At 61.0% G+C, this 26964-nt stretch carries 25 protein-coding genes; 16 read left to right on the forward strand and 9 right to left on the reverse strand.

Features of this window, described 5'->3' with window-relative positions:
* Positions 1-45 precede the first annotated feature (45 nt).
* A complete protein-coding gene (locus AC1D06_RS20230; RefSeq protein ID WP_477883766.1) occupies positions 46-396 on the reverse strand; it encodes a hypothetical protein in 351 nt (116 codons plus the stop codon).
* Positions 397-587: 191 nt separating this feature from the next.
* Positions 588-1142, reverse strand: a complete 555-nt coding sequence (locus tag AC1D06_RS20235; RefSeq protein WP_477883765.1) for an SRPBCC family protein — start codon at positions 1140-1142, stop codon at positions 588-590.
* A gap of 338 nt (positions 1143-1480) precedes the next feature.
* On the opposite strand from AC1D06_RS20235, the gene greA reads away from it, so the two are divergent.
* The 4 genes from greA (at position 1481) to AC1D06_RS20255 (ending at position 5128) form a co-directional block, all read left to right on the forward strand.
* A complete protein-coding gene (greA, locus tag AC1D06_RS20240) occupies positions 1481-1957 on the forward strand; it encodes a transcription elongation factor GreA (RefSeq protein WP_477883763.1) in 477 nt (158 codons plus the stop codon).
* A 5-nt stretch (positions 1958-1962) separates the two neighbouring features.
* On the forward strand, positions 1963-3009 hold the full coding sequence (locus tag AC1D06_RS20245; RefSeq protein WP_477883761.1) for a glycosyltransferase family 4 protein: 1047 nt from the start codon (positions 1963-1965) through the stop codon (positions 3007-3009).
* Between the two features lie 209 nt (positions 3010-3218).
* Complete coding sequence (gene trxB, locus AC1D06_RS20250) at positions 3219-4193, forward strand: thioredoxin-disulfide reductase (RefSeq protein WP_477883759.1); 975 nt, start codon at positions 3219-3221, stop codon at positions 4191-4193.
* A gap of 38 nt (positions 4194-4231) precedes the next feature.
* A complete protein-coding gene (locus AC1D06_RS20255) occupies positions 4232-5128 on the forward strand; it encodes a LysR family transcriptional regulator VtlR (RefSeq protein ID WP_477883757.1) in 897 nt (298 codons plus the stop codon).
* 71 nt (positions 5129-5199) lie between these two features.
* On the opposite strand, the gene AC1D06_RS20260 is transcribed toward AC1D06_RS20255, so the two are convergent.
* Positions 5200-5673 (reverse strand): Lrp/AsnC family transcriptional regulator, encoded by a 474-nt coding sequence (locus AC1D06_RS20260; RefSeq protein ID WP_477987638.1) that lies wholly within the window; start codon positions 5671-5673, stop codon positions 5200-5202.
* Between the two features lie 277 nt (positions 5674-5950).
* Between AC1D06_RS20260 and AC1D06_RS20265 the strand changes: the two genes are divergently transcribed.
* Genes AC1D06_RS20265 through lpdA form a run of 7 tightly spaced genes read left to right on the forward strand, consistent with a single transcriptional unit; the run spans position 5951 to position 14015 of the window.
* On the forward strand, positions 5951-6718 hold the full coding sequence (locus AC1D06_RS20265; protein ID WP_477875659.1) for a 3-hydroxyacyl-CoA dehydrogenase: 768 nt from the start codon (positions 5951-5953) through the stop codon (positions 6716-6718).
* 9 nt (positions 6719-6727) lie between these two features.
* Positions 6728-7915: an acetyl-CoA C-acyltransferase gene (locus AC1D06_RS20270; RefSeq protein WP_477987639.1), complete on the forward strand. Its 1188-nt coding sequence runs from the start codon at positions 6728-6730 to the stop codon at positions 7913-7915.
* Positions 7916-7934: 19 nt separating this feature from the next.
* The gene (locus AC1D06_RS20275; RefSeq protein ID WP_477987641.1) at positions 7935-9062 is read left to right on the forward strand and encodes an acyl-CoA dehydrogenase family protein; all 1128 of its coding nucleotides are present in this window, start codon (positions 7935-7937) and stop codon (positions 9060-9062) included.
* Between the two features lie 46 nt (positions 9063-9108).
* On the forward strand, positions 9109-10341 hold the full coding sequence (locus tag AC1D06_RS20280) for a thiamine pyrophosphate-dependent enzyme (protein WP_477987642.1): 1233 nt from the start codon (positions 9109-9111) through the stop codon (positions 10339-10341).
* 1 nt (position 10342) lies between these two features.
* Positions 10343-11356, forward strand: coding sequence for an alpha-ketoacid dehydrogenase subunit beta (locus AC1D06_RS20285; protein WP_477987643.1), 1014 nt, complete (start codon positions 10343-10345; stop codon positions 11354-11356).
* Between the two features lies 1 nt (position 11357).
* Positions 11358-12620 (forward strand): dihydrolipoamide acetyltransferase family protein, encoded by a 1263-nt coding sequence (locus AC1D06_RS20290; RefSeq protein ID WP_477987644.1) that lies wholly within the window; start codon positions 11358-11360, stop codon positions 12618-12620.
* Positions 12621-12623: 3 nt separating this feature from the next.
* Entirely contained in the window at positions 12624-14015 is a 1392-nt protein-coding gene (gene lpdA / locus AC1D06_RS20295) for a dihydrolipoyl dehydrogenase (protein WP_477987646.1), read from the forward strand.
* Between the two features lie 99 nt (positions 14016-14114).
* Here the strand turns inward: lpdA and AC1D06_RS20300 are convergent, their stop codons facing one another.
* Positions 14115-16157, reverse strand: coding sequence for an acyltransferase family protein (locus AC1D06_RS20300; protein ID WP_477987648.1), 2043 nt, complete (start codon positions 16155-16157; stop codon positions 14115-14117).
* Between the two features lie 172 nt (positions 16158-16329).
* On the opposite strand from AC1D06_RS20300, the gene AC1D06_RS20305 reads away from it, so the two are divergent.
* Together AC1D06_RS20305 and AC1D06_RS20310 are read left to right on the forward strand one after the other, a co-directional pair.
* Positions 16330-17274, forward strand: a complete 945-nt coding sequence (locus tag AC1D06_RS20305) for a glycosyltransferase family 8 protein (RefSeq protein WP_477987649.1) — start codon at positions 16330-16332, stop codon at positions 17272-17274.
* Positions 17271-18128, forward strand: coding sequence for a 3-deoxy-manno-octulosonate cytidylyltransferase (locus AC1D06_RS20310; protein ID WP_477987651.1), 858 nt, complete (start codon positions 17271-17273; stop codon positions 18126-18128). Before AC1D06_RS20305 ends, AC1D06_RS20310 begins: the two co-directional genes overlap by 4 nt.
* On the opposite strand, the gene AC1D06_RS20315 is transcribed toward AC1D06_RS20310, so the two are convergent.
* Positions 18125-18754, reverse strand: a complete 630-nt coding sequence (locus tag AC1D06_RS20315; protein ID WP_477987652.1) for a membrane-anchored protein — start codon at positions 18752-18754, stop codon at positions 18125-18127. The genes AC1D06_RS20310 and AC1D06_RS20315 overlap by 4 nt on opposite strands.
* 878 nt (positions 18755-19632) lie before the next feature.
* Here AC1D06_RS20315 and AC1D06_RS20320 point away from each other — a divergent pair.
* A complete protein-coding gene (locus AC1D06_RS20320; RefSeq protein ID WP_477987654.1) occupies positions 19633-21237 on the forward strand; it encodes a calcium-binding protein in 1605 nt (534 codons plus the stop codon).
* A gap of 68 nt (positions 21238-21305) precedes the next feature.
* Here the strand turns inward: AC1D06_RS20320 and AC1D06_RS20325 are convergent, their stop codons facing one another.
* Both AC1D06_RS20325 and AC1D06_RS20330 read right to left on the reverse strand, forming a co-directional pair.
* On the reverse strand, positions 21306-22103 hold the full coding sequence (locus AC1D06_RS20325) for an EF-hand domain-containing protein (protein ID WP_477987655.1): 798 nt from the start codon (positions 22101-22103) through the stop codon (positions 21306-21308).
* Between the two features lie 645 nt (positions 22104-22748).
* A complete protein-coding gene (locus AC1D06_RS20330) occupies positions 22749-23951 on the reverse strand; it encodes a pyridoxal phosphate-dependent aminotransferase (RefSeq protein WP_477987656.1) in 1203 nt (400 codons plus the stop codon).
* A 213-nt stretch (positions 23952-24164) separates the two neighbouring features.
* On the opposite strand from AC1D06_RS20330, the gene AC1D06_RS20335 reads away from it, so the two are divergent.
* Positions 24165-25103 carry an EAL domain-containing protein gene (locus tag AC1D06_RS20335; protein WP_477987657.1) on the forward strand — a complete coding sequence of 313 codons (939 nt, stop codon included), beginning with the start codon at positions 24165-24167 and terminating at the stop codon, positions 25101-25103.
* Between the two features lie 141 nt (positions 25104-25244).
* The gene (locus AC1D06_RS20340) at positions 25245-26381 is read left to right on the forward strand and encodes a PQQ-dependent sugar dehydrogenase (protein ID WP_477987658.1); all 1137 of its coding nucleotides are present in this window, start codon (positions 25245-25247) and stop codon (positions 26379-26381) included.
* On the opposite strand, the gene AC1D06_RS20345 is transcribed toward AC1D06_RS20340, so the two are convergent.
* Together AC1D06_RS20345 and AC1D06_RS20350 are read right to left on the reverse strand one after the other, a co-directional pair.
* The gene (locus AC1D06_RS20345) at positions 26382-26804 is read right to left on the reverse strand and encodes a hypothetical protein (RefSeq protein WP_477987659.1); all 423 of its coding nucleotides are present in this window, start codon (positions 26802-26804) and stop codon (positions 26382-26384) included.
* Complete coding sequence (locus tag AC1D06_RS20350; RefSeq protein WP_477875642.1) at positions 26804-26938, reverse strand: hypothetical protein; 135 nt, start codon at positions 26936-26938, stop codon at positions 26804-26806. The genes AC1D06_RS20345 and AC1D06_RS20350 overlap by 1 nt, the downstream gene beginning before the upstream one ends.
* Between the last annotated feature and the right edge of the window lie 26 nt (positions 26939-26964).

Here is a 26964-nt window from a genome sequence, read left to right on the forward strand (position 1 = left end):
GCAACTGGAAATCCGACGTTTCAAACAGGGATCGGACCGGTATTGTCAGCGGCAAACGCGCTCGAACACGATATGGACGCGATCCCAGCCGTCGACATAGCGGTGCTTCTGAACGAAGCAGACCGGAGCGTCATAGCGCCACGGACGACCGCGCCAGGCGTCGTGGTCCCAGCCATTGTGGCGCCAATGGTCGCGCCGCCAGCCGTCATGGCGATTTTCCGAACGCCAGTCATTGCGGTGATCGTTGTCGCGCCAGTCGCGGCGCTGGTCGTTCTGGTGCCAGCCGTGATGGCGCCATTGATCGTTGTCGCCATTGCGGTCGTCGGCGAGTGCCGTGGTGGTCAGGGCAGCGGTGGCGACGAGGGCGGCGAGAGCGGCAGAAACAATCTTTCTCATATCTTCCTCCGACAGAGACGCGGGTTATTCGCGTTGTCCCCGTAATAGGATGCCGCGATTGAACTCGCTCTGAACGCCTCGTTCACCTGCCAGACAGCAACATGGCGGCCCTGCCACAGTTGTCCCGCCTCGCCGCGAAAAAGGCGACCCAAAGGCCGCCTTCCACCACAATCGACATTGTATTGCCATCGTCAGCCGGAGTCGCCCTCCGGCCGCTCAGCCGCCGCCTTCATCGCGGCAAGCCCCTTTTCGAAGTCGCGGCCGATCATCTTGTCCATGTTCATGACGATGCCCATCATCTTGAGCATGAGATTGTTGACCCCAGTCATTTGCCAGGTGACATTGGTCCCCTCGCCCGCCGCAACGAGCGTGAACACCGTGCGGTTTTCAGCGGCGAAGGGTTTGAGGAAATTGAGCTTGATCTCGATCCGCGAAAAGGGTTCGGCGGCGATGATCTCCATGCGGCCGGCTCCGACCTTCTTGTTGCCTTCCCACATATAAACAGCGCCGGGACCAGCCTCCGCGCCGGCCATGGTTTTTGCCATCGCGGGATCGAGCTTCTCCCATGGCGACCAGGCCGGCCAGCGTCGGAAATCATTGATCAGGCCATAGACGCGCGCGGCAGGCGCCCGGATCGAGATGGACCGTCGGATCGAAAACTCGTTCGGCTTGGTCATCGCGAAGATGACCAGCACCAGAATGAGCAACAGCACGATGACAAAGATATAGAGCAGGACGTTGAGCACGAGGAGCCTCCTGAAGACACGAGCCCAGAGCACACAATCTAAGGCCGCTTCCGGAGGCGGCAAAGTCTTTTCTGGAGCACTTTGAGCCTCAGTGCTCGCCGAATTTGCAACGTCTGTCCAGGCTCAGTCCAATCCGCTTACGGGCGTTCTCTGGCGATACCGGCAAATTGCGTCTCGCGGGATCCCGCCCGCCGATAAAATAATTTTCTCGCAATTGCCGCTCCACTTCTGTTATAAAGGGAGAATTGGTTTGCGGACGGTTCGGAAGCTCACGCTTCTGGGACCGTTTTCTTTTTGTGCCCGCTGGGATTGGGCGCCGAATGCTGAGGACGATGGAAATGGTAGATAAAGTGCCGATGACGCAGTCTGGCTTTGTAAAGCTGAACGAAGAACTTCGCTGGCGTCAGCAGGAAGAGCGTCCCCGGATTATCGAAGCGATTGCCGAAGCGCGCGCCCATGGCGACCTTTCGGAAAATGCCGAATATCATGCTGCCAAGGAAGCCCAGAGCCACAATGAAGGCCGCGTCAGCGAGTTGGAAGACTATATCGCACGCGCCGAAGTTATCGATCTTTCGAAAATGTCCGGTGACAAGATCAAGTTTGGCGCTCGCGTGAAACTCATCGACGAGGACACCGAGGAAGAGAAAACCTATCAGATCGTCGGAGACCAGGAAGCCGACGTCAAATCCGGCCGGATTTCGATCTCGTCGCCGATCGCGCGCGCCCTGATCGGCAAGGAAGTCGGCGATTCCATCGAGGTGAATGCGCCCGGCGGCTCCAAGGCCTATGAAGTGGTCGGCATCACCTGGGGCTGAGCCCCTTGCCCGACATCGATGACATCGAGGTGATCGCGCCGCATTTCAAGCGCAGGCTTTCGGGCGTCACCTCGACGGTCATCCAGCTCGTGCCACGCCAGGTGGCTGCGGGCGTCAACATCGCCACCCTCGGCCCCGGCCTGCCGGACACGCTGCCGAAGATCGGTTTCCTCGATCTTCTGAAATGCTGGAGGCGGCCGAAAACTGGCCGTCCACGCATCTGGCACGCCCGCCGCAACAACGAGATGGTCGTCGGCGTGTTCTTGCGCGACGTGCTGCGCATGCCCTTCAGGCTGATCTTCACCTCGGCCGGCCAGCGCCGCCACACCCGCTTCACCAAATGGCTAATCCGGCGCATGGACGCCGTCGTGGCGACCAGCGGCCGCTCCGGCTCCTTCCTCGACGTGCCCCATACTGTCGTCATGCACGGCGTCGACACCGCCCTCTTTCATCCGCCGCAGACGGAGGCCGACAGGTTCGCAGCAGCTGGTCTGCCGGGCCGCTACGCGGTTGGCTGCTCAGGCCGCGTCCGCCATCAGAAGGGCACGGACCTGTTCGTCGAGGCCATGCTGGCGCTTCTGCCAAAATATCCGGACTGGACGGCGGTGATCACCGGCTGGATTGCGCCGGAGCACCAGAAATTCGCCGGCGACCTAAAGGCGAAGATCAGTGCCGCAGGTCTGAGCGATCGCATCGTCTTCCTCGGCGAAGTCGATGACGTCAGAATCTGGTATCGGCGCTTCTCACTCTTCGTTGCCCCGTCGCGCAATGAAGGTTTCGGCTTGACGCCGCTCGAAGCCATGGCCTCGGAAACGGCCGTCGTCACCAGCGATGCCGGCGCCTATGCCGAAATGATCTTGCCTGGCGAGACGGGCATGGTGGTGCCGGCCGGAGACGCGCTCACTGAGGCCATCGAGCCCTATCTCGCTGATCCGGAACGCGCCAAGACACATGCCGCCAAGGCGTTGATACATGTGCGAGAAACCTTCGACATCGGCAACGAGGTCGGGGGGCTGGGCCGCGTCTATGCGGCGGTATGGTCCAGGGGCTGAGAGCCGATCGACACCGCATCCAGACCACATGCGCCGGCCCCAAATTTGTGATCGGTTATACTTTGGCCCATTTTGCTATGCATAGATGACATGAATGAGCCGTAATTCAGTGGATAACGAATTGCACTCTTGAATATCACCCTCGTCCATTCATACATAAGTGCCGGTTTTCCACCGCGGGGCGCGGTGTTTTGCGTAGGGTTTAAGTCATGTCAGCACGTCATACCAAGGTCTTGATCATCGGTTCTGGCCCGGCGGGTTACACCGCCGCCATCTATGCAGCGCGTGCAATGCTGCAGCCGGTGCTGATCGCCGGCCTCGAACAGGGTGGCCAGTTGATGATCACCACCGATGTCGAGAATTATCCAGGCTATGCCGATCCGATCCAGGGTCCGTGGCTGATGGAGCAGATGCTGGGCCAGGCCAAGCATGTCGGCGCCGAGATCGTCAACGACCTCGTGACCTCCGTCGACCTGTCGAGCCGGCCCTTTCATGCCACGACCGATTCCGGCCAGGAATGGATCGCCGACACGATCGTCATCGCCACCGGCGCCAAGGCCAAGTGGCTCGGCATCGATTCCGAGAAGAAGTACCAGGGCTTTGGCGTTTCCGCCTGCGCCACCTGCGACGGCTTCTTCTATCGCAACAAGGACGTGATCGTGGTCGGCGGCGGCAATTCCGCCGTCGAGGAGGCGCTCTATCTCTCCAACATTGCCAAGTCGGTCACGGTCGTGCACCGTCGCGATTCCTTCCGTTCGGAAAAGATCCTGCAGGAGCGCCTGTTCCAGCGCCAGAACGTCTCGGTGCTGTGGAACAGCGAGATCGCCGAGATCACCGGCGAGCAGTTGCATCCGCCGATGCCGGCATCGGTCACCGGCGTGGTGATCCGGAATACCCGCACCGGCGAACTCACTGCGCGCGCCATCGACGGCCTGTTCGTGGCCATCGGCCATGCGCCGGCCACGGAACTGTTCACCGGCCAGCTCCGGGCGAAGCCGAACGGCTATCTCTGGACGGCGCCGGATTCGACGGCGACCAATGTCGAAGGCGTGTTCGCCGCCGGCGACGTCACCGACGATACTTTCCGGCAGGCGATCACCGCCGCCGGCATGGGCTGCATGGCGGCGCTCGAAGCCGAGCGCTACCTGGCCGGACATTTGCACGTCGCCATCGCGGCGGAATGAAGAGAAGCTGCAAAGGCTCTTTTGAGGGGTAATGAAGCGTGTCGCTTGACTGGGACAAATTGCGTATTTTTCATGCGGCTGCGGAGGCAGGGTCGTTCACCCACGCTGCCGAGAAGTTGCATCTGTCCCAGTCCGCCATCAGCCGCCAGGTGAGCGCGCTGGAATCGGAAATCAACACAAAACTCTTCCATCGCCATGCGCGCGGCCTGATCCTCACCGAACAGGGCGAATTGCTCTACCGTACCGCCCACGACGTGCTGATGAAGCTCGAATCCGTCAAGGTGCAGCTGACCGAGACCACCGAAAAGCCGACCGGCCGGCTGCGCATCACCACCACCGTAGGCCTCGGCCAGGGCTGGCTGACCGACAAGGTGCAGGAATTTCTCAGCCTTTATCCGGATATGCAGGTGCAGCTGATCCTCGATAACGAGGAACTCGACGTCAACATGCGCCATGCCGACTGCGCCATTCGCCTGCGCGAGCCGCAGCAATCGGACCTGATCCAGCGCAAGCTGTTCACCGTGCATATGCATGTCTATGCCGCGCCCTCCTATATCAGCAGGCACGGCGAGCCGCAGACGCTGGAAGAACTCGACAACCACCGCATCATCACTTTCGGCGAACCGGCGCCGAATTACCTGCTTGATGTCAATTGGCTGGAGACGGCCGGACGGCCGGACGATCATCCGCGTTCGCCGGCGCTGCAGATCAACAGCCTCACCTCGATCAAGCGCGCCGCGCTGCTCGGCATCGGCATCGCCATGCTGCCGGACTATATCGTCGGTCGTGACCCCGGCCTGGTACAGCTCGTCACCCATGCCGACGTGCCGTCCTTCGACACCTATTTCTGCTACCCGAGCGAACTCAAGAACGCCGCCAAGCTCAAGGTTTTCCGCGATTTCATCGTCGCCAAGGCGCGCAACTGGAATTTCTGACACGCTATTGCTGCGGTCGATCTGCAACGACTTGGCACGTTGCGAAAAACCGATGCGATGTCCCGCGTCACCTAACGCTCGGGAAGAGCCGACATTCGTTGAATGAAGGTCTTGACGACGAAATTCGATTGAATCCGTGAAGCGCCTTCGATGGCCGTCAGATTGTCCAATAGCGCCTGGTAGTGCGGCAGGTCCTCTACCATGGCGTGGATCAGATAGTCCGATGCGCCGCTGATCTGGTATCCTCCGACGACCTCGGGCACGGCCCTGACGCGCCGCTCGAATTCGATGAGCGCGTTTTTCACCTGCCGTTCGAGCGCGACGGTAATGAACACGCCGATAGCATCACGAAGCCGCCCCTGGTCGATGGCCGCATAATAACCCTTGATGACGCCAAGCTCTTCCATGCGACGAACCCGCCTTATCGTCGGCGACAGAGACAATCCGATCTTTTCGGCCAGATCGCGCCAGCTCAATCGCCCATCGGAGGCAAGCTCGCTCAGAATCTTCTGGTCGAATGTATCGAGATCACCAAGTTGAGACAATTGCCTGCTCCTTCGCGTTATCGTGGTGCAATTGACTTAAAAAACGCCCGTTTTGTTGGTACAAACAGATCAAATCGTCGATCATATTTTTGATAATCTAACATGACGTCGGCGGTGGCAGCCAGGCATATATGCGCGGCTCTGTCGACGGGACGGAGGACATGGCCACCCCGAGCAACGCCGCCGCCGACCTCGTGGCCCGGGAGACCACATCGGGACGCGGGTGGTTGTTGCCGGCTTGAGCGAATTGACTTGAAATGCCGATCGGGAGGTTGAGATGAAGATGCAAGACGCAGCCGTGATCGTGACGGGAGCCGCCTCCGGGCTCGGAGCAGCGACTGCCAGGCGCCTCGCGCATGCCGGAGCCCGCGTGCTGATTGCCGACATGGACACGGACCGGGGCCAATCCGTCGCCTCCGAAATCGGCGAAGCGGCGCGTTTCTTTCGTGTCGACGTCACCAATGAAGCCAACTGCATGGATGCCGTGGCTCTGGCGAGCGACGCCTTCGGCGGCGTCCGGGGTCTCGTGAACTGCGCTGGGATCGCGCCCGGCGAAAGGGTGCTCGGCCGCAAAGGGCCGCACTCGCTGGAGAGCTTCACCAAGACCATCTCGATCAATTTGATCGGCACGTTCAACATGTTGCGTCTCGCCGCCGATGCTATCGCCAAGCAGGAACCGGACGAGAACGGCTGCCGCGGCGTCATCGTCAACACCGCGTCCATTGCCGCCTATGAGGGGCAGATCGGTCAGGCGGCCTACGCGGCTTCGAAGGGCGGTGTGGCGGCGATGACCTTGCCGGTCGCCCGGGAATTCGCCTCGATCGGCATTCGCGTCGTCTCGATCGCGCCGGGACTTTTCGAGACGCCGATGATAGCGGGCATGCCGCAGGAGGTGCAGGACTCTCTCGGAAAGAGTGTTCCTTTTCCCAACAGATTGGGGCGGCCCGACGAGTTCGCCTCGTTGGTCCAACACATTTTCGACAACGACATGCTCAACGGCGAGGTCATCCGGCTGGATGGCGCGCTCCGTATGGCAGCAAGGTGAGGTGCTTGAATGTCCATTCCTGATACAGTCGTCATCACCGGGGCGGCCCGCACGCCGATGGGTGGCTTCCAAGGCGATCTCAAGGACCTCTCCGCCACGCAATTGGGCGCTATGGCGATCCGGGCGGCGGTGCAGCGTGCCGCACTTCAGCCGGACGACGTCGACGAAGTCCTGATGGGCTGCGTCCTCCCCGCTGGCCTCGGTCAAGCTCCCGCGCGCCAGGCTGCTCTCGCAGCAGGTCTTCCCTATGCCTGCGGCGCAGTGACTGTGAACAAGGTCTGCGGGTCCGGCATGAAGGCGCTGATGATCGGCCATGACGAGATCATGGCGGGAGCCCAGGACATAGTGGTGGCGGGCGGCATGGAGAGCATGACCAACGCGCCCTATCTGCTGAAGCGCGCGCGATCCGGATACCGCATGGGGCATGGTTCAATCCTGGACCACATGTTTCTCGACGGCCTGGAAGATGCCTATGAAAGCGGCAGATCGATGGGCACGTTCGCGGAGGAATGCGCCGAGGCCTACCAGTTCACCCGCGATGCCCAGGACGCCTATGCCATCGAGTCGCTCACCAGAGCGAAAAAGGCGGTGGAGGACGGGACGTTCGACCCTGAACTCGCCGGCGTCACGGTGACATCCGGCAAGACATCGCGCGAGATCAGCCGCGATGAGCAGCCGGCAAAGGCCAGTATCGAGCGCATTCGCACGCTCCGGCCGGCTTTCCGCGAAGACGGAACCGTCACCGCGGCAAGCTCCGCGTCGATTTCGGATGGGGCTGCGGCGATTGCGCTGATGCGCCGCATGAGCGCTGAAAGCAGAGGGGTCGAGCCGCTCGCCACCATCGTCGCGCACGCGACGCACTCACAGGCGCCCAACCAATTCGCCACGGCTCCCGTCGGCGCGCTGAAGAAACTGTCGGAAAAGACGGGCTGGGCGCTCAGGGACGTCGATCTCTTCGAGATCAACGAAGCCTTCGCTGTCGTGCCGATGGCGGCGATGCGCGACCTCGACATTCCCGGAGACAAGGTCAATATCCATGGTGGCGCTTGCGCGCTCGGACATCCCATCGGAGCGTCCGGAGCGCGCGTCGTGGTGACGCTGCTGGCTGCGTTGGAGCGCTACGGCCTCAAACGCGGGATGGCTTCGCTCTGTCTCGGCGGCGGCGAAGCAACGGCGATCGCCGTCGAACGCATCTGACGCCGCTGGGAGGAGAAGCATGATACTGGACGAGACGCAGACCCAGATACGCGACATGGCGCGCGACTTCGCCCGCGAGCGGCTCGCTCCAGGCGCGGCGCGGCGCGACAAGGACCACGGTTTTCCGCGCGAAGAGCTGCGCGAGATGGGTGAGCTCGGCCTGCTCGGGATGCTAGTTCCCGAAGCCTATGGCGGGTCGGAAACGGGGGCGGTCGCATACGCTGCCGCGGTCGAGGAGATTGCTGCTGCAGACGGGTCGTGCTCGACGATCATGAGCGTGCACAGCTCCGTCGCCTGCGTTCCGATCCTGCGCTTCGGCAACGAGGAGCAGAAACGACGGTTTCTCCCGAAGCTGGCAAGCGGCGAGTGGATCGGCGGCTTCGCATTGACCGAACCGCAGGCGGGTTCGGACGCCGCCAATCTCAAGACCAAAGCCCTCCGCGATGGCGACGCCTATGTCATCACCGGAACGAAGCAGTTCATCACATCCGGCAAGAACGGCAACGTCGTGATCGTCTTCGCCGTCACCGATGCCGGCGCGGGCAAGAAAGGCATCTCGGCTTTCATCGTGCCCACCGACACGCCCGGATACGAGGTCGTGCGCGTCGAGGATAAAATGGGCCTGCACGCGTCCGACACATGTCAGATTGCTTTCAACGACATGCGGTTGCCCGCCGACTGCCTGCTTGGCAACGAGGGCGAAGGGTACAGAATTGCTTTGGCGAACCTTGAAGGCGGGCGCATCGGCATCGCATCGCAAGCCGTCGGAATGGCGCGTGCCGCGTTCGAGGCCGCCAGGGACTACGCCAAGGAGCGCAAGGCGTTCGGCAAGGCGATCATGGAGCATCAGGCGGTCGCCTTCCGCCTGGCGGACATGGCGACCAAGATCGAGGCCGCCCGGCAACTCGTGCTGCACGCCGCGTCATTGAAGGACGCAGGCCTTGCCTGCTTGTCGGAGGCGTCCATGGCAAAGCTCTTCGCCACCGAGATGGCAGAGGGTGTGTGCTCGGCGGCGATCCAAATTCATGGCGGCTATGGTTTCATGTCCGACTATCCGGTCGAGCGCATCTACCGCGACGTCCGCGTTTCGCAAATCTACGAGGGAACGAGTGACATCCAGAAGCTGGTCATCGCGCGCAACCTTTAGCCAGTGTTGAATGGCGTCGGAGGACATCGACGAGATGGAAAACGAAATGAACGAAGACGCACGTTTGAGCCTGCGCGTGCCCGAACCCACCGTTCGGCCCGGTGCGGCCCCGGACTTCTCCGCCTTCGAGGTGCCGGAGGCAGGGGCGGTCCGACGGCCGCCGGTGAATGTGTCCGCTGACGAGATACGCGACCTGGCCTACTCCATCGTCCGGGTTATCGATGACGAGGGAAAAGCGGTCGGTCCATGGAACGGCGGCCTCACCGACGAGCAGCTTCTCATCGGCCTCCGGCATATGATGAAGCTGCGCGCCTTCGACGCCAGGATGCTGCTGGCGCAGCGGCAAGGAAAGACGTCATTCTACGTCGTCCATCTCGGCGAAGAGGCTGTCGCCTGCGCGGCCAGGATGGCGCTCCGGGATGGCGACATGAATTTCCCGACCTATCGGCAAGCTGGCCTTCTGATCGCGTCCGGCTATCCGATGTCCGACATGATGTGCCAGATCTACTCCAATGATCACGATCCTTTGCGGGGGCGGCAGCTTCCGACCTTCTACTCCTCCAAGAAGCACGGCTTCTTCACGCTCTCGGGCAACCTCGCCACGCAGTTCGTACAGGCGGTGGGTTGGGGCATGGCGTCGGCGATAAAGGGCGACCATAAAATCGCCATGGGCTGGGTCGGCGACGGGGCCACCGCGGAGGCCGATTTCCATTCGGCGCTGGTCTTCGCGTCGACCTACAAGGCACCCGTGGTCCTGAACATCGTCAACAACCAATGGGCCATATCCACCTTCCAGGGGATCGCGCGCGGCAGTTCCGCGACCTTCGCGGCGCGAGGTCTCGGTTTCGGCGTCCCGTCGCTGCGTGTCGATGGAAACGATTACCTCGCTGTCCACGCGGTCGCATCCTGGGCCGCAGAAAGGGCGCGTCGGAACCTTGGCTCCACGCTGATCGAATACGTCACCTACCGGGCCGGGCCGCACTCCACCTCGGACGACCCGTCCGCCTATCGGCCCAAAAACGAATTCGAGGCGTGGCCTTTGGGCGACCCATTGAAACGTCTCAAGAAGCATCTGATCGCCAGGGGCGCCTGGACGGAGGAGCGGCACGTGCAGGCCCAGAGCGAGATCGACGACGAGGTGATCGAGGCGCAGAAGAAGGCCGAGGCTTTCGGCACTCTTCATTCGGGCCACAAGCCGTCAGTCCGCGACATTTTCGAGGGTGTCTACAAGGACATGCCGCCACACATCCGGCGGCAGAGGCAGCAGGCGGGCTACTGACATGACCAGAATGACAATGATCGAAGCGGTCCGAAGCGCCATGGATGTCTCGATGGCGAAAGACGAGAACGTCGTCGTGTTCGGCGAGGATGTCGGCTATTTCGGCGGCGTGTTCCGCTGTTCCCAGGGCCTGCAGGCAAAGTACGGCGCTTCGCGATGCTTCGACGCCCCCATCAACGAATCCGGCATCGTCGGTGTCGCCATTGGTATGGCTGCCTATGGCCTGAGGCCCTGCGTCGAAATCCAGTTCGCGGACTACATGTATCCCGCCTATGATCAGATCACGCAGGAGGCGGCGCGCATYCGCCACAGGTCGCATGGTGACTTCACCTGTCCGATCGTCGTGCGCATGCCGACGGGTGGTGGAATATTCGGCGGCCAGACCCACAGCCAGAGCCCCGAGGCCCTGTTCACGCATGTTGCCGGCCTCCAGGTCATCGTGCCATCCAATCCCTATGACGCCAAGGGTTTGCTGATCTCGGCGATCGAGAATCCGGACCCGGTCATATTCCTTGAGCCGAAGCGGCTCTATAACGGCCCGTTCGACGGCCATTACGACAGGCCGGTGACGCCCTGGGCGAAGCATCCGAAAGGCGAAGTCCCTGACGGACACTACGCGATTGCGATCGGGAAAGCCGAGGTCGTCAGGGAGGGCTGCGCCATCACGGTGCTGGCCTATGGAACGATGGTGCACGTCGCCATCGCCGCCGCAGAACAGTTCGGCGTCGACGCCGAGATCATCGACCTCCGCTCGTTGCTTCCCCTCGATCTGGAAGCGATCATCGCCTCGGTGTCGAAAACCGGCAGGTGCGTCATCGTGCACGAGGCCACGCTGACCTCCGGCTTCGGGGCCGAACTCGCAGCTTTGGTGCAGGAACATTGCTTCTATCACCTCGAAGCGCCGATCGCCCGCGTCACGGGCTGGGACACCCCATATCCCCACGCGCAGGAGTGGGACTACTTCCCGGGACCCGACCGCGTAGGCCGGGCCATGGCCGAAGCGCTGGGGGCTTGAGATGGAACATGTCGTCAAAATGCCGGATGTCGGCGAAGGCGTCGCTGAAGCCGAACTCGTCGAATGGAATGTCAGCGTGGGCGATCCGGTCCGCGAGGACATGATTGTCGCCGCAGTCATGACCGACAAGGCGACGGTCGAAATCCCATCGCCGGTCAGCGGCACGGTGACCTGGCTCGCAGGCGAGATCGGCGACAAGATCGCCGTCAAAGCGGCCCTGATCAAAATCGATGTCGCCGGGGACGCGTCTGTCGGGACAGCCGACGACACCGGACCGACCATCGCCCCCGTGAAGCCGGAGTCGCCGCCATCCGCGCCCAAGGCTAATCCGCACGAGAATGCCGTGTCGGCGGCATCAGGCTCCCACGCACGGCATGTCGTGGCCAAGCCTGCCGACAAACCATTGGCATCTCCGGCGGTCCGGCTTCGCGCGACCGAGGCCGGGGTGGATCTCAGGCAGGTGAAGGCGACGGGTCCGGCGGGCCGCATTACCCATGAGGACATCGACCGTCACCTGCAGCAGGGTGAGCAGGCGTCCTCCCCAAAGGTCGCGCAGAAGCGGACTGGCATCACGGAGATCAAGGTCACGGGATTGCGGCGGCGTATCGCGGAGAAGATGTCGATGGCCGCGAGCCGCATTCCGCATATCACCTATGTCGAAGACGTCGACATGACCGCGCTCGAGGAATTGCGGACGAAGTTGAACCAGGACAGGCGCGGCGACCCAGTGAAGCTCACGATCCTTCCATTCCTGATGAAGGCGATCGCCAGAGCTGTCGAAGACCATCCTGTGGTCAACGCCACGTTCGACGACGAGAAAGGCGTGGTCTTCCGGTATGAGGCCGTGCATGTCGGCGTCGCGACACAGACGCCGACCGGACTGATGGTCCCGGTGGTCCGGCATGTCGAGGCACGTGGCCTTCGTGATTGCGCGGCCGAGATCGCACGCGTGTCGCAAGCCGCCCGCGACGGTACGGCGACCCGTGAGGAGCTTATGGGATCGACGATCACGATCAGCTCGCTCGGAGCGCTTGGCGGGCTTGTCTCGACACCGATCATCAACCACCCGGAAGTCGCCATCGTCGGTGTCAATAAGCTGGTGATGAAGCCGGCCTGGGACGGAAGCCAGTTCGTGCCCCGCAAAAGCATGAACCTGTCGTCGAGCTTCGACCATCGGATCGTCGACGGCTGGGATGCCGCCACGTTCATCCAGCGCGTCAAGGCTTTGCTCGAAACGCCCGCGATGATCTTTCTGGAAGGCTGAGTCATGAAGGAAATCAACTGCAAGCTTCTGGTGATCGGCGCAGGCCCCGGTGGCTATGTATGCGCGATAAAGGCGGGTCAGCTCGGTGTCGACACGGTCATCGTCGAGGCGGGCAAACCCGGCGGCACGTGTCTCAACATCGGCTGCATCCCCTCGAAAGCGCTGATCCATGTGGCCGAAGAGTTCGAGAAGGTCTCGGCATTTTCCGCCGACAGTCCGCTTGGCATTAAAGTCGGACATCCCACGATCGATCTCGGCGCCGCCGTCAGATGGAAAGACGGGATTGTCGCCCGGCTGAATTCCGGCGTCCAGGGCCTGCTCAGGAAGGCGAAAGTGAAGATCGTCATCGGAACCGCGACGTTCCGCGACGGCAAGACTGTCGAAGTCGCGACCGAGACGGGCGCTCAGCTCATCCACGCCGAATATGTCGTCGTGGCGACGGGGTCCGCGGCCGTCGAAGTTCCGACGCTGCCGTTCGGAGATGCGGTTCTGTCTTCCACGGAGGCTCTGGCCCTGACGGAGGTTCCGGCGAACCTCGCCGTGGTCGGCGGCGGCTATATCGGGCTTGAATTGGGAACCGCCTTCGCCAAGCTCGGCTCGCGGGTGACGGTCGTGGAGGCAACGCAAAAAATTCTTCCGCAATACGACGCCGACCTGACCAAACCCGTGGCGTTGAAACTTGAGAGGCTCGGTGTCCGCGTCCTCACCGAAACCAAGGCCAAAGGCCTCGCCGGCAATGGCAAAGGTCTCGTCGTCGAGAAGGATGAAGCCGAAGAAACGATCGAGGCGGAGAAGATCCTGGTCACAGTCGGACGTCGCGCGCGGCTCGAAGGATGCGGTCTTGAGGAACTGGACCTCGAGATGAACGGCCGCTTCATCCGTATCGACGATCAATGCCGGACGTCGATGCGCGGCGTCTACGCCATCGGCGACGTCACGGGAGATCCGATGCTCGCCCATCGCGCCATGGCTCAGGGAGAGATGGTCGCGGAGATCGTCTCCGGCAGGCGCAGGACATGGGACAAGCGGTGCATACCCGCCGTCTGCTTCACCGATCCCGAGATCGTGACTGCCGGCCTGTCGCCGGACGAGGCGCGAGCCGCCGGGTTGGACGTCAAGGTCGGACAGTTCCCATTTCTCGCCAACGGACGCTCGATGACGATGCAGGCGGAAGAAGGGTTCGTCAGGGTGGTGTCACGCGCCGACAGCCATCTCATCCTGGGAATCCAGGCAGTCGGAGCGGGCGTGTCGGAGTTATCGAGTGCGTTCGCGCAGGCGATCGAGAACTGCGCCCGGCTCGAGGACATAGCAGGCACGATCCACGCTCATCCGACGCGCAGCGAGGCCTTCCAGGAGGCGGCTATGAAGGCACTTGGCCACGCTCTCCATTCGTAACGACGTCCGGATCGCCGAACATAGCGTGCCCCGAGGACAGTTCCCGTTCTGACGCCGGTTTGCCCAAATCGCTCCCGGCACCCGCCGCGACGCACTCGCCTACTTCAACGGCGCATCGGCCTTTATCAGCGTATCGTTCTTCGCCAACGCATCGCCTTTCGCCAGCCGTATCATGATCGGGTCGAAAACGCGCGAAATGGCGATCGCGCCCTTGTTGGTCAGGTGGTCGGTGTCCTTGTAGAGCACGATATCGCCGAGCCGGGCATTGCAGTGGCCGTCAAAGCAGATCGCCGGCAGCGGATCGACCAAGGCAGCACCTTGCACAGCCGCCGTCTCGGTCAGCACGCGCCGGGCCAGCGCCTGGCGCCTGAGGGTATAATCGAGCGGCGGGGCGATATCCAACGTGCCGTTGGTCGTCTGGGCTCGCGCCAGGGCTTCGGGAATGTTGAAGCCCATTTCCGGCACGTCCAGGATCAGGACCGGCAGAGTGTGGGTATCGGTCAGCGTCGAGGTCATCGTCTTCAGGCCGGCCATGACTGGCGCCGACCAGTCTTGCAGCGGCAACGGCTGGTGGATGTCGAAGAATATGCCGGCAGTGGGCAATTCGGCGCGGTGGACATATTTGGGCCAGTAGGCGGCCATGAATACGGCCTGGAAATGTTGGCGCTTCAGCAGCTTGAGCACGGCGGCGTTGATCTTGACGCAGCGGGCGACCGAGGAGGCCGGACCGAACACCGTATCCGGCAGCGGCGGACAAGACGCCCTGCCGGCAAACAGTCCCGATATGCCAAATTTGCGGGCGGCAACATCTACGGCGGGCGCGATGGCCGCAGCGTGGGAATCGCCCCAGAGCAGGAAGGTCGGCGGGACGCCTTCGGCGCCGATATGGCATAGATTGCCGATGCGGACCTGCTCAGGATCCAGGCCCTTGCCATCGGAATCCATGAAGCAGCGCATGTCACTATAGGGGCTGGCGTCAAGCTTGGCGGCGTAGAATTTGCGGGCGCTGTCCGGAAGCCGGCTCGGCAGGCCCTCCCCGGCGCTGACCGCGATAGCAAAGATCGCAGCGCAAGCGAGGCTGCCGGCAAAGCTCGCGAAAACCGTCCGGCGCGCGGCATTCGGGCGGGCATAGCGGAACGGCTGTTCAACGAATTTCCACGAGACGTAGCCGAGCACGATCGAGCTTGCGATCACCAGCAACGGTGCCCAGGTCATCGACGACTTGGGAAGGAAATAGGGCAGGAAGACGATGATCGGCCAATGCCACAAATAGATCGAATAGGAGGTCTTGCCGAGGAACAGCATCGGCCTGGACCCCAGGAACCGCCGGGCGATACTCGATTGTCCGCCGACGGCAATCAGCAGCATGGTCGACAGACATGGCAACATCGCTGCCGGCCCCGGAAACGGTGTCTCGGTGTCGAACAGCAGGCCAGCGGCGATGATGCCGCCAAGGCCCACCAGGGTCAGGAAATTGGCCCCATCCTGCTTGATGGCCTTTGGATTGAGCGCCACCAGCGCCCCGAGCAGCAGTTCCCAAAGCCGGTAGGGCAGAATGTAGAAGGCAACCGTCGGCTCGGTGAAGACGCCCCAGATACTGAGCAGAAACGAAAGCGCCGTTGCAATCATCAAGACCAAGGGCGCCAAGCCCCGACCGCCATAGCGGCGGAGCAGGACAAGCGCCAGCGGGAAGATCAGATAGAATTGCTCTTCGACCGACAACGACCAGGTATGCAGCAACGGCTTCATATGGGAATCAAGGTCGAAATAACCGCTTTCGCGCTCGAACAGGACATTGGCATGCAGCATCGCGGCGGCCCGCACGCTGTTGGCAAAGTGCTTGAGTTCCTCGGGCATCAATAACGCCCAGGCAAACACCGAGGAGACGATCAGCACCACCGCCAGCGCCGGAAACAGCCGGCGGATGCGCCGCACGTAGAACCGCGACAGCTCGAACCGGCCCTCGTCGATCTCCCGCGAAATGATCGCCGTCATGAAATAGCCCGACAGCACGAAGAACACGTCGACGCCGATGAAGCCGCCCGAAAATGCCGCTATGCCCGCATGATAAAGCACGACCAGGGCAACGGCGACCGCACGGAGGCCATCGAGTTCGGGGCGATATCGGCCTGCATGCGTCACGCAATTCTCCTTGTACATCGCCACCGATACTCGAGCCGGCGCGAAAGGCGGGCAGCATTTACGAGCCGTTATGGGCCTGGTCAACACTTGATCGGGCCATCGCCAGACAGTATGAGATCGCTCGGATCGCCCGGCGCCGTCGGTGCGATTGCCAGACTGGAGTTCGGGTTGAATGTCAAGATGTGCCGTTGTCACATGTTCGGATATCAACATGCTGCCGGCCGCCTGCTGCGCCCTGCTGTCCATCGCCCGCCACAATGCGGCGCCGGCAACCCATTATTACCTGATCGGCATTGACCTGACGGCGGAAGATATCGAGCGCGTCGCCCTGTTCGGCCGCCAGAACGGCGTCACCATCGAGATCGTCGCCTATAGCGCCCCCGAAACACTGCGGGAAACCAAGGGCCGCTGGTCGAAGGCCACACTGGCGCGGCTGTTCATGGATGGGCTCCTACCCGCCGACCTCGACCGTCTGCTCTATGTCGATGCCGACGTTCTGGTCGATGCGCCGATCGACCCGCTTTGGAGCGTGGATCTCGGCGGCAATCTGCTGGGTGCGGTCGAAGACTATCTCATGGCCTTTCCGGAAAAGGCGGAGCGGCGCGAAAGTCAGCTCGGCCTCGCCTATGGCCCGCTCTATTTCAACGCCGGCGTACTGCTGTTCGACTGGCAGCGATGCCTGGCCGAGAATGTGCTGGCGCAAACCCGCGACCTGCTGTCCGACCCTACCCGCACCTTCGAGGCCAACGACCAGGATGTGCTGAACATCGTCTTCCAGGGACGGTGGCTGCCGCTCGAACATCGCTGGAATACCCAGACCGGCATTGCGTCCTTTGTCGAACGGCCGACGATCTTCCATTTCACCGGCCGCCGCAAGCCGTGGCAGACCTCACGCAACTGGAGCCACAGGGCTTTCGTTCGCTTCTATTATGAAGCCCTGGTGCGGACGCCGTGGAAGGATTTTTGCGCCGGGCGCAGCTTCACCCGTGACCTCGGCGACTTCCTGCGCTACGCCGGCACGCGGATCATCAATTCGCCGCGCGAGGCGCAGGCGCGATCCTATTTCAAGCAGCGGGTGAAAGCCGTGTCTCTGGCCCGGAATGGCCTTAGCCAATGACCCCAGACCGGAGCCAGGATTTTCGCTTTTCATCGCTTGAGGAATGGCGGGCTTTCTTTTCGCCTTATTCGCATATCGTCCTGATCGGCAATAGCGAGGCGGCCCAGCCGGAGCAGTTGCGCCAGACATACCCGTCCACGACGCTGTTCGTGTTCTTCAACAAAGTCTACAAGGTACTCGATGCCGGCTTCGATGCGCCTTGCCTGCTGATCTCGCGCAGCGGCACGATGGGCGCCAATATCGTTCATCGTCGCGAAGTGGCTGACGTGCTCAAATTTTTCCAGACGGATCGCTTTCTCGGCATCGTCAATGTCCGCGTCGATGGCTCCGAGACGCTGAGCCCGGCCTCCGCCTTCAACGGCGCCACGGTCCGGCATCTCGACCTCCGCGATATCCTCGGCCAGACCTATCCGTCAGGGAAATTCGCCACCAGCGGCTTTGCGCTGACCTTGTGGCTGCTGGGCCTCGGCCTGCCTGGCAAGGTGGTGCTGGCCGGATTTTCGGCCAAGCGCAGCGACAAATGGAAAGTGTTCGACGTCCACGACTGGAATTTCGAGCAGATCTATCTCGCCGTTCGCGCCCGGCGCGGCGATATCACCATGCTAGGCCGTTACGAGGCCACACCGATCGAAACGCTGATGAAGGCGATGCCGGATGTCGCGCCGGTCGAAATCCTGGCCGAGGCCAATGAAGTGCTCGCAAGGCGGCTCGACGACGCCAACCAGCAGATCGACAAGCTGATGTCGATCACCAAGCTTGAGCGGAGCGTCTACAATTTCTTCGCCAGCCTGAAGCCGAAGACCCGCAAGCAGCGCCATCTTGCCAAGCAGGCTGACAAGAAGGCTGGCGGCTAACCCTTCCACAATGGCAGACCAAAATCCCCGGCAACGGCGGGATCGGCGGTATAGATCGGCATGCCCATCGCCATCAATTGCTTGAGCATGGCGCTGTCCTTGCCGACATGCTTGCGCTCGAGGTTTTCGGCATTATAGACATGCCCGGTCGAATTGGGATTGATGCCGGAGAGGATCACCGCACGGGCGCCGCTGTGCAGCGCCAGGAGAACGGCGATGATACCATTCGAATATTTGGTCGAGGCGTCGAGCTCGAAATTGAGTTCGCCGGTGACGGTGCGCACCAGGGCGACACGCCGGTAACGGTCGATCAGGGTCAGGTTGGCATAGCTGTAGCCCATAGCCTTGAGCCCGGCCTCCGCCCGTGGACGGCCATGGCGCCAAAGCATGAGATAGAGATTGCCGGTGCGTTCGCCCGAAAGCACGCGGCGGACCTCGCTGGCATTGGTATTGGTGCCGTCGATCTGATTGAACATCATGATCGTCGCATAGGGGTCCGACACATCCCATCCCCGCAGGGAATGCTGGGACGCATTGATCGTAACGATCCGGTAGCTGTCGTCGAGACCGACCGGCTTGGTCGCGACCGGCGCCGAGCCGACCACGACGACGTTGGCGCCACGCAATCCTTCATCCTGCCAGGGTTTTGGCCTGAGAATGAGATATTTGATAAACCGGTGTGTCCACTGCCGGGCTTGAAACAGTCTGCTATGCACGGTGGCTTGACGCTCCTTGTCGGCACGGTGTTCACCTTGGCAAACGGCGACAGCATTAGAGCCTTTCCCGATCAAATAGAAGCGTCTATGGCTTAAACGGCGCTGGATATCAGGCCCGCAGGGAGCGCGCCGTCGCCAAAGCAATCTGGCTGGATGCAACTCATCATTCATGCCGATATGCTGTCCTCGGCGCCAATTTCCGCTATCTGAACGAACCTGAGAGCGCCCCAAAGCTCAAACTTCCCTATGATTCGATCGTCGCCAGAGCGCACAACTTGATTTTCCGACAGGTGCTGCGAATGTGACTTTTCAAGGCCTGCGCAGAAATTAGCACGTACACGAACAAAATTGTTTAGCCAGCAAGCCTGAATGACGTGCCTCAAAGCACAAAATTACTTCATTGAAACAATCACTTATTGATATATCACATACAGCATGCACCAATTGCATACCTGTCATGCGCCTAAACTCCTTGCGCAATGCACAAAAAACCACCATATTTCCCTCAGCTGATGCACATGGCGGTTTTCCTCCCAGTGCCGCCGTATCAGCTGTTCCCCTCTGGAGGTTTAAATTACCTTCACACCTATAAGGGCCCGAGATTTCTCGTGGCCCTCTTTTTTTGCCCAAATTTCCCTCTTTTGCCCCATTGCTTCGAGCTGATTTCGCAGCAGATCGACATAACAACGAATATTATTTTTGAATGCCGCAAATAATACGGCTTCCAAGCTCGTTATCCGGTCAAGTAGGGCGCACAGCGATGCGCCCGCAAACAACTGGAGAGCGCCATGGCTTACAAAGGCGGCAAGGAAACACGCGTCAACAGCTATACGCTAGGCGACCAGCACATGCCAGCCGTCGCGGCACTCAAGGATGGCGGCTGGCTCATCACCTGGGCTTCCGAAGGCGAAGACGGCGATCAGGATGGCGTCTACCAACAGCGCTACGATGCCGACGGCAGCAAACATGGCGGCGAGAAACATGTAAGCACCACCACCGCCGATGTCCAGTTCGAGCCGGCGATCACCGCCTTGCCGAATGGCGGATGGGTTGAAACCTGGTCCTCGCGCGACAAATTCGCAACCTCGTTCGAAATTTACCAGCAGGCTTACGGCGCAGACGGCAAGCGGCTCGGCGGCGAGACACGTGTCAACACCGAAACCGCCGGCGAACAGTCACATTCAGCGGTGACAGCTTTGAAGGACGGCGGCTGGGTGGTGACCTGGCAGACGCAGTCCGATCACGGCGACAATTTCGACATCCACCAGCGCGCCTATGGCAAGAACGGCAAGCCGCTTGGCGGAGAGGTGACAGTCAATACCGTCGCGGCCTCGGATCAATTCGATGCCGATGTCGCTGCACTGAAAAATGGCGGCTGGATCGTCACCTGGTCGTCCTACGGCCACCAGAACGATTTCAGCGGCATCTATCGCCAGGCCTATAATGCCGACGGCACGCCGGCGGGCGACGAAATGCGGGTCAACACGCATACCGCCGGCAACCAATACCACTCGACCGTCACCAGCCTTGCCGACGGCAGCTATGTGGTCGCCTGGGACAGCCAGGACCAGGATGGCAGCGGCTACGGCATCTACCAGCAGCATTTCGACATCGACGGCGACAAGATCGGCGGTGAGAAGCGGGTCAACACCCACACAGCCCTCGACCAGCAGGCGCCTGACATCGCCGCCCTTTCGAATGGCGGTTGGGTGGTGACCTGGCAATCGGACAATCAGGATGGCAATACCGGCGGCATCTATACCCAGGTCTACCACGCGGACGGATCGAAGGACGGCAAGGAATTCCGCGTCAACCAGCACACCAACAGCGAACAGCTCGATCCGTCGGTGACTGCCCTTAAACATGGCGGCTTCGTCATCGAGTGGCAGTCCTATGATATCGACGGCGACAAAGGCGCCGTCATGCAGCGCGTCTTCAAGCCGGTGTCGAATGCGGCTCCCGACAGCGCCCACTTTATCCCGATCATCATTCCGGAGCCGGAGATTGACGGCACCAAGCACGACGATACCCTGACCGGCAAGGATGATGCTGAAATATTCCACGGCAAGGGCGGCAAGGACACGATCAATGCCGGCGGCGGCAATGACCGGCTCGACGGCGGCCGCGGTGACGACCTGTTGATCGGTGGCGACGGCAAGGACACCTTCGTCTTCAAGACCGGATACGGCCACGACACGATCCGCGGCTTCTTCGACGGCGATCGCGTCGATTTCTCCCATCTCGACAGCCTCAAGAACTTCGACGACGTCGTCAGCCACGCCGACCAGATCGGACCGGATGTGATGATCGATTGCGGCGGCGGCGATACGCTGTTCATCCGCCATGCCTGGCTCGGTCAATTGTCGGCCGACGATTTCATTTTCAGCCATTGAGCCGATTCTGACACACAACAAAAGGGCGAGTCTATCCCCGCCCCTTTGCAACCTTTGTTGGCAAATCGTCAGAGCAGGCTTGCCGCCGACGCTCCGCCATTCTGCTCGTTTTCGAGCAGCTGGAAGATATTCGACGCTCCGTTCTGATTGCTGCCCGAGTTGCCGAACATCGAGGCCAGGCTACTCATGCCCGACGTGTCATTGAACGAGTCGAAGAAATCCGGCCCCATCAGCCGCGGCGGCGTGTTGAGCATGGCAAGCGCCTGCTCCTGTTCCTGCTGCTGCCGGCTTTCCGTTGCCGTCGAATTCGGGTCTGAAGAACTCGACTGGCCGCCTGCGGTGGACGTCTTTGAAGCATCAGATGAAGAGGACGTATCGGAGGCGCTCTTCGGCGCGTCTTCAGGATGCGCGGCAAGGAATTCCTGTTCGGAAACGATGCCATCCTTGTTCGTGTCGAGCGGATCGAATGTCTGGCTGCCGCCCGAACCGGAACCGCCGCCGCTGCCGCCATTGCTTCCGCCCTGGCTGTCGTCGGCTTCGGCCGGCGCGGCCTGGGTGAGCGCCCCACCCTGCTGCAGTTTCAAGAGCACGTCGATCGCATCGGTCGGAAGCTGGTTGATCAGCCCCACGCCGCCGCCGGTGGTCGTGCCCTTGATGAATTCATCCTGTGTCACGGTACCGGACTTGTCGGTGTCCATGTTGTTGTAGATCTTGGTCGCCTGGTCATTGGTCACGGTCTTCGGCTTGCCCGCGTCGACCTCGTTCTGGTCCAGCGTGCCGTTGCCGTCGGTATCCAGCTTTTTGAATGCGTTTTGCTGCAACGTATAGTAATACGCATTGCCGCCCGCAGATGATACGCTGCTCATCCAAACCCTCCTTCAAGGGATCAATCATGTGTTCGCCGCTTTGCCCAGCGGGTGACGGAAATCGAGGGAGGTTTGCTGCGGTGTCAGCCCGATAATCCGGCCTCATGCCGGATACGAAGGACAGGGCTGCCCCGAACCGAAGAATCCATCCGCTCTTGCGTGACACCGTCACGAGCGATGGTCTGTTCCCGGCACTTTGGCGTCGGGAACACAGCCAAATTAAAGTGATTTGCCCTATCCGTCAAAGCAAGTAGCGCTAATATACTGATTTCACGCCGCTTCCAGCGCTATCACCGCAGTCGCGGGATCAACGCGGCAGGCAAATCTATGATTTTTTATCTTTTTAACTGAAAGTATATTCCTAAGAAAGCGTACCTCCTGCCGATATCGGCAGGCGAGCCGCCCAGGAAATCAAAAATAGGCGCCATTTTTAACCGAATATTCACAATCTAAAACTGCGACCTCTCCCCATAAATACTGTAATCACTTGATCACCGGTTTCGCGCTTTTCCATAAAACACTAAGCTATCCTTAGCATTTTCTCACCAATAACCGTGATCACCCTCAGCCAACGACAGCAACGCAAAACAAAAGCCGCCACCGGTATCCCAGTAGCGGCTACAGTTTGTCGCAGCTAAAAGCTCGTCAGCGGCAGGCGGCGCAGAAGCGCTGGATGCGGCTGCAGGCGTCTTCAAGCAGCGTTTCCGAGGTCGCATAGGAGATGCGGAAGTTCGGGCCGAGGCCGAAGGCCGAACCATGCACCACGGCAACACCTTCCGATTCCAGCAGTTCGGAGACGAAATCCTCGTCGGTCTCGATCACCTTGCCCGAAGGCGCGGTCTTGCCGATCAGGCCGGCACAGGACGGATAGACGTAGAAGGCGCCCTCCGGCACCGGGCAATTGATGCCCTTGGCCTGGTTGAGCATGGAGACCACCAGATCGCGACGGCCCTGGAAGACTTTCTTGTTCTTCTCGATGAAGTCTTGCGGACCGTTCAACGCCTCGACCGCCGCCCATTGAGCGATCGAATTGGTGCCCGAGGTCTGCTGGCCCTGGATCATATCCATCGCCTTGATCAGCTCGATCGGGCCGGCAGCATAGCCGATACGCCAGCCGGTCATCGCATAGGACTTGGAGACGCCGTTCATCGTCAGCGTGCGATTGTAGAGGCTGGGCTCGACTTCGGCCGGCGTGGTGAACTTGAAGTCGTCGAAAGTCAGGTGCTCGTACATGTCGTCGGTCAGCACCCAGACATGCGGGTGCTTGACGAGCACGTCGGTGATCGCCTTCAGTTCATCGCGGGTATAGGCGGCACCCGACGGGTTGGACGGCGAGTTGAAGATCAGCCACTTGGTCTTCGGCGTGATCGCCTTGTCCAGATCGGCCGCCTGCAGCTTGAATTTGCTTTCGATCGTCGTCGGGACGAAAACCGATGTGCCGCCGCAAATCGCCACCATTTCCGGATAGGACACCCAATACGGCGCCGGAATCACGACTTCGTCGCCCGGGTTCAGTGTTGCCATCAGCGCATTAAACAGGATCTGCTTGCCGCCGGTGCCGACGATGACCTGGTTGGCGGTATAGTCGAGATTGTTCTCGCGCTTGAATTTTTTCGCGATCGCCTCGCGCAATTCGATAATGCCGGCAACAGCCGTGTACTTCGTTTCGCCGCGCTTGATCGCTGCGATTGCCGCATCCTTGATATTGTCGGGCGTGTCGAAATCCGGCTCGCCGGCGCCAAGGCTGATGACGTCGCGGCCTTTCGCCTTGAGTTCGCGGGCTTTCTGCGACACGGCGATGGTTGCGGAGGGCTTCACGCGGGAGAGCGCGTCGGCGAGAAAGGCCATGCTCTTGTTCCTTCAAATGGCTGTCATAAACGGGCGTGGGCCTTATAGGAGATGGGTGGCTCTCGATCAAGCGGAACCCGGCTCTTGCAGCCCGATGGCACATGCATTGTTTTGATGCTCAACATTAACAATTGTGAATTCCGACTTAAGCCAGCAGTAACGTTTACGCGCTAATGTTGCGTGTCTGTGCGAGCGTGGAGAGTATTGGACGACATGGCGGGCAACAGCGTATTTTCCAATCTTCGCAAGGACGACGACGGATCCTGGATCGCGGATTACGGGCCGTTCACGCTGCATTCCGCCTTGCAGCCGATTTTCAGCCAGGATCGGGAAGGCTATCTCGATATCCAGGCCTTCGAAGGCCTGATCCGGCCGATGCGTGGCGACGACCCGGTTCAGCCGGCGGAATTCTTCCCGCAGATCGCCAAGCCTGACATGATGATGATCGACAGCCTCTGCCGCACGCTGCACATTTTCAACACCGGCGCGCTCCGCCGCCGCAATGCCCGGCTGATCCTGAGCTTCCGTCCCGGCCTGTTCGTCGCTGAAGCCGACATTGCGCGCGAGATCGAGATGATCCGGCTCGCCGCCCACGAGGCCGGCATGAGCCCTGATCGGATCGTCTGCAAGCTGACACGCCGCGGCACCGAAAGCGCCGAACTGCCGACCCGCCTCGTCCAGGCCTTCCGCCAGCATGGTTTCCGTATTGCCATCGACGAATATGGCGCCGACGAGCGCGACAGCGAGCGCATCAACCTGTTGAAGCCCGATTATGTGAAGTTCGAGGCCGAATGGGTCCGCGACTTCCTGGAGAATTCCGCCGGCCTGGCACTGCTCCGCCATCTCGTCCGCAGCTTCGGCGAACAGGGCATTCTCTCGATCTTCGAAGGACTGGAAGATCTCCGCCAGGTCGAGATCTGCCGGCAGGTCGACGTGCCGCTGCTGCAGGGCTATGCCCTGGCTCGCCCGCAACTGGCGCCGACGACGTTCAACGAAGAGTTTCCCGAAGTGGGCGGTGCCGCGGCGACCGTGGTCAAACCGGCCGCCGATCTGGAGCGCTACAATCCAGAGGTCCACATGCCGAGGACGGCCGTGCCGAGCTTCAATACGGGTGCGCGCAAAGGTGCTGCTTTCGGCAAGCGGACGCGCTGATACCAAATTCATCCATGGATGATTTGAGCACCGCCGATCAATCGGCGGTAATGCGAATGTGACTGTATTTCCCGGAACTGACACGCTGCCGCCCGGTTGTTGCTTCAACTTGCCGTCACCATTGTCGCCATAGGGAACAGCATGCCGCGCAGCCTCTACCTCCATTGCCTTGTTCTCGCTGGCTTTATCGCGGGCTCGCCGCTGATCGCCCTGGCTGCGGAAGTGGTGAAGACCGAGAAAGTGACGATCTCCATCGAAACCCTTGCCGCCGGTCTCAATCATCCCTGGGCGGTCGAAGTCCTGCCCGACAATGCGATCGTGATCACCGAGCGCTCCGGCAACCTGCGCATCCTGCGCGATGGCAAGCTTTCCAAACCGATAAAGGGAATGCCCAAAGTCCATGCCGAAGGACAGGGTGGGCTCCTCGATGTCGCGCTGTCTCCGGATTTTGGCGACGACCGCACGCTCTATTTCACTGCTTCCGAAGACTACGATGCCGGGATCGGCATCGCGGTTTTCTCCGGCCGGATTGCGGATGACGAGAAAAGCATAGCCGATATCAAGACCATTTTTCGCGCGAACAACCCGCAGGATCGCCCCGCCAATCTCGGCGCCCGCATTGTCTTCGCGCCCGACAAGAGCATGTTCGTCACCATCGGCGACCAATTTACCCCGGACCTCGCCCAGGATTTCCACGACGACCACGGTGCCATCATCCACATCAACCGCGATGGTTCGATACCGGGGGACAATCCGTTCGCAGATGGCAAAAAGGCGCGGCCGGAAATCTGGTCAAAGGGTCACCGCAACCCTCAGGGCATCACATTCGATGCCAAGACGAGAGTGCTCTATAGCGTAGAGCACGGCGCCAAAGGCGGCGACGAGATCAATCATCCCGAGCCCGGCAAGAATTACGGCTGGCCGATAATCTCCTATGGCGTCAACTATGACGGCTCGAAAATCGGCGTCGGCACGAGGAAAGCCGGCATGGAGCAGCCGCTCTACCATTGGGACCCGTCGATCGCGCCGGGCGCACTCGCGGTCTATCGCGGCAAGATGTTTCCGGAATGGGACGGCGATTTTCTGGTGACGGCGCTGAAATTCCAGCTCCTGGCACGCATCTCGCGCGATGCCGGCGGCAAGATCACTGGCGAGGAGCGCATGCTGAAAGGTCGCTATGGCCGGCTCCGCGACATCAAGGCGACTGCGGACGGAGCACTGTTGATCACCACCGATTCCAATGACGGCAAGGTGCTCAGGATTTCGCGGGCCAAGTAGCTACAGACTGCTGCGCACTTCCTTGCGGAACATGAATTTCAGCCCCGACCAGACCTCGTCGATCGCCGCGACCTTCACATCGACAAGTGCGACGGGCAGGAAAATCTCACGCAAACAGTCCTCGGTGACCGTCGTCGGCACTTTCGACGCCTTCTTCGGCCAGGAGATCCACAACGTGCCATCGGCCTTCAGGCCCGCACGCAATGCCGGCACCAGGCTTTCCAGCCGCGCGCGATCCGTTTCGAACACATGGATGTAATCACAAGCGCGGCTTGGCCTATCCGGCATCGCCGTTTCCACGACGGCAAAGCCTGGAAAGCCCAAGATTTCGTCGAGATGCGCCGGCACGCCGAGCAGCAGCGCCCGCATGCCGTCCTTAAGGCCAAGCTTTTTGCCGAGCGGCGTACCGGAATAGCCTGCCATCACTTGGACGCCGGCCAAGCCAATAGGAATTGATCCGGCCCCGTGTCGCTGCCATCGAAACCGTCCTTGCGTCGCCCCTCGACCAGTTTCAACATCGGCTTCCTGCCCTCCGTCATTTTCCATTTGATCGTCATCGTCTTTACCCGGAACGGCCGATTGC

It is taken from the genome of Rhizobium sp. P2_G2 (genome assembly GCF_056403555.1).

Bases quoted from the DNA above. Each gene is read 5' to 3' on its own strand.
- AC1D06_RS20230 (WP_477883766.1), bottom strand. From the start codon at position 396: ATGAGAAAGATTGTTTCTGCCGCTCTCGCCGCCCTCGTCGCCACCGCT.
- greA (WP_477883763.1), top strand. From the start codon at position 1,481: ATGGTAGATAAAGTGCCGATGACGCAGTCTGGCTTTGTAAAGCTGAAC.
- trxB (WP_477883759.1), top strand. From the start codon at position 3,219: ATGTCAGCACGTCATACCAAGGTCTTGATCATCGGTTCTGGCCCGGCG.
- AC1D06_RS20265 (WP_477875659.1), top strand. From the start codon at position 5,951: ATGAAGATGCAAGACGCAGCCGTGATCGTGACGGGAGCCGCCTCCGGG.
- AC1D06_RS20270 (WP_477987639.1), top strand. From the start codon at position 6,728: ATGTCCATTCCTGATACAGTCGTCATCACCGGGGCGGCCCGCACGCCG.
- AC1D06_RS20275 (WP_477987641.1), top strand. From the start codon at position 7,935: ATGATACTGGACGAGACGCAGACCCAGATACGCGACATGGCGCGCGAC.
- AC1D06_RS20280 (WP_477987642.1), top strand. From the start codon at position 9,109: ATGAACGAAGACGCACGTTTGAGCCTGCGCGTGCCCGAACCCACCGTT.
- AC1D06_RS20290 (WP_477987644.1), top strand. From the start codon at position 11,358: ATGGAACATGTCGTCAAAATGCCGGATGTCGGCGAAGGCGTCGCTGAA.
- lpdA (WP_477987646.1), top strand. From the start codon at position 12,624: ATGAAGGAAATCAACTGCAAGCTTCTGGTGATCGGCGCAGGCCCCGGT.
- AC1D06_RS20305 (WP_477987649.1), top strand. From the start codon at position 16,330: ATGTCAAGATGTGCCGTTGTCACATGTTCGGATATCAACATGCTGCCG.
- AC1D06_RS20310 (WP_477987651.1), top strand. From the start codon at position 17,271: ATGACCCCAGACCGGAGCCAGGATTTTCGCTTTTCATCGCTTGAGGAA.
- AC1D06_RS20320 (WP_477987654.1), top strand. From the start codon at position 19,633: ATGGCTTACAAAGGCGGCAAGGAAACACGCGTCAACAGCTATACGCTA.
- AC1D06_RS20325 (WP_477987655.1), bottom strand. From the start codon at position 22,103: ATGAGCAGCGTATCATCTGCGGGCGGCAATGCGTATTACTATACGTTG.
- AC1D06_RS20330 (WP_477987656.1), bottom strand. From the start codon at position 23,951: ATGGCCTTTCTCGCCGACGCGCTCTCCCGCGTGAAGCCCTCCGCAACC.
- AC1D06_RS20335 (WP_477987657.1), top strand. From the start codon at position 24,165: ATGGCGGGCAACAGCGTATTTTCCAATCTTCGCAAGGACGACGACGGA.
- AC1D06_RS20340 (WP_477987658.1), top strand. From the start codon at position 25,245: ATGCCGCGCAGCCTCTACCTCCATTGCCTTGTTCTCGCTGGCTTTATC.
- AC1D06_RS20345 (WP_477987659.1), bottom strand. From the start codon at position 26,804: ATGGCAGGCTATTCCGGTACGCCGCTCGGCAAAAAGCTTGGCCTTAAG.
- AC1D06_RS20350 (WP_477875642.1), bottom strand. From the start codon at position 26,938: ATGACGATCAAATGGAAAATGACGGAGGGCAGGAAGCCGATGTTGAAA.